Source organism: Micromonospora sp. NPDC047620 (assembly GCF_043205005.1).
Classification (GTDB): domain Bacteria; phylum Actinomycetota; class Actinomycetes; order Mycobacteriales; family Micromonosporaceae; genus Micromonospora.
On record NZ_JBIDDG010000087.1, the window covers coordinates 1 to 1,955 of the forward strand.

A 1,955-nucleotide genomic window follows, 5' to 3' on the forward strand; every position below is an offset into this window, starting at 1 on the left:
CGGCAGCGGAGGAATTGGACGCTGGCACGGTGGCGACGGCGCGTTGCGGCGGCTCCGGTTCACCGAACAGGTGACCGTCTCGACACTATCGAGTCACCGTCGGGTCCCGCCGTACGGCATGGCCGGCGGCGCGCCCGGAGCACTGGGCATCAATCGCATCGAGCGTGCGGACGGCACCATCGTGCGGTTGCGCGGTGCGGATTCCGCGCAACTGCAGCCCGGCGACGCCTTGATTGTGGAGACTCCAGGGGGCGGTGGCTACGGAGCGGCGAAGTAAGCACGTCGAGGACGGCAGTCAAGTCACGAAGGGGTTATTTTCGGAACGCAAAGACCCGGTAGATCGGACGGCTGTCGCGGCAGCAGCCCATCCGATCGACGTGGACAGCAACTAGTGTGTCGCACCGTAAATTGCGCTGGTAAGTAGTTACCTTATTGGTGTGTCGCATCGTGGGCGTTCTGCTGTTGAGATCAGGTTGTCGTCTGTCGAGCGTGCCGAGCTCGAGCGCAGGCTGGTGTCGCCGGATCGGCGTGAGTCCGGGCGTGCCCGGATAGTGCTGGCCTGCGCCGAGGGCGCGTCGAATGCTGGTGCCGCGCAGGCTCTGGGTATTTCGGTGGCCACGGTCGCGAAGTGGCGGCGCAAATTCGCCGCTGAGCGGTTGGCCGGGCTGGCCGATGCCGGCCGCAGCGGTCGGCCGAAGGCCGATCTGGTCCTGACCGACGCCGAGCGGACACAGTTGACGTCATGGGCAAGGCGGGCGAAAACCGCTCAGTACCTGGCGATGCGGGCGAAGATCGTGCTGCGCTGCGCCGAGGGCGGCACGAACAAGCAGGCCGCGGCCGATCTCGGTGTCGACGAGTCGACCGTGGACCGTTGGCGGGTCCGGTTCATCGCCGCCCGACTCGAAGGGCTGCAGGACGAGCCCCGCGCGGGCCGGCCGCCGTCGATTCTGCTCGACCAGGTCGAGGACGTGGTCATCGCGACGCTGGAATCGGTGCCGGGCAACGACACTCACTGGTCACGGTCATCGATGGCCGCGCGGACCGGATTGTCGAAATCGACCATCGGCCGGATCTGGCGCCGCTTCGACCTCAAACCACACCTGCAGGACTCGTTCAAACTGTCCACCGACCCACTGTTCGTGGAGAAAGTGGTGGATGTCGTTGGCCTCTACCATAATCCGCCGGAGAAGGCGATCGTGCTCTGCGTCGACGAGAAGAGCCAGATCCAGGCCCTCGACAGGTCACAACCAGTGCTACCGATGATGCCTGGCATGCCCGAACGCCGCACCCACGACTACCTGCGCCACGGCATCACCAGCCTGTTCGCCGCCTTCAACATCGCCGACGGCACCGTCATCAGCGAACTGCACCGCCGCCACCGCGCCATCGAGTTCCGCAAATTCCTGACCACCATCGACAAGAACGTGCCCCGCGAACTCGACGTCCATCTGGTCTGCGACAACTACGCCACCCACAACACCGCCGAGATCAAGGCGTGGCTCGCGCGCCACCCACGCTTCCACATCCACTTCACCCCGACCGGATCATCATGGATCAACCAGGTCGAACGCTGGTTCGGCCTGCTCACCGACAAACTGATCCGGCGCGGTGTCCACACCTCCGTCAAGGCACTCGAGAACGACATCCGGGCATGGATCGACACCTGGAACGACAACCCCCGCCCCTTCACCTGGACCAAGACAGCCGACGAAATCCTCCAATCCCTCGCCGACTACCTCGCCAAGATCAACCCGAACCACACGCAATAAAACACACAGACTTACCAGCGCAATTTACGGTGCGACACACTAGCGATTCGTCAGGTTCCTCTGTTTGTGCCGACCGCAGGAGCGGTCATGCTTTCGCGTCGGTCGTGGTCGCAGCACCAGAACACCATCGACCGGCCTGGTCCGCGTGCGCGACATGAAATCCCGCCGGAAGTGCCGCAAAGCGCC

2 protein-coding genes are annotated in these 1,955 nt (G+C 64.4%); both read left to right on the forward strand.

The window, feature by feature from the left end; genetic code table 11:
* Positions 1–277, forward strand: a 277-nt coding sequence (locus tag ACGF5C_RS34300) for a hydantoinase B/oxoprolinase family protein (protein WP_393308509.1), incomplete at its 5' end; no start/stop codon positions are given.
* A 160-nt stretch (positions 278–437) separates the two neighbouring features.
* Positions 438–1,769 carry an IS630 family transposase gene (locus tag ACGF5C_RS34305; protein WP_393308511.1) on the forward strand — a complete coding sequence of 444 codons (1,332 nt, stop codon included), beginning with the start codon at positions 438–440 and terminating at the stop codon, positions 1,767–1,769.
* Positions 1,770–1,955 lie beyond the last annotated feature (186 nt).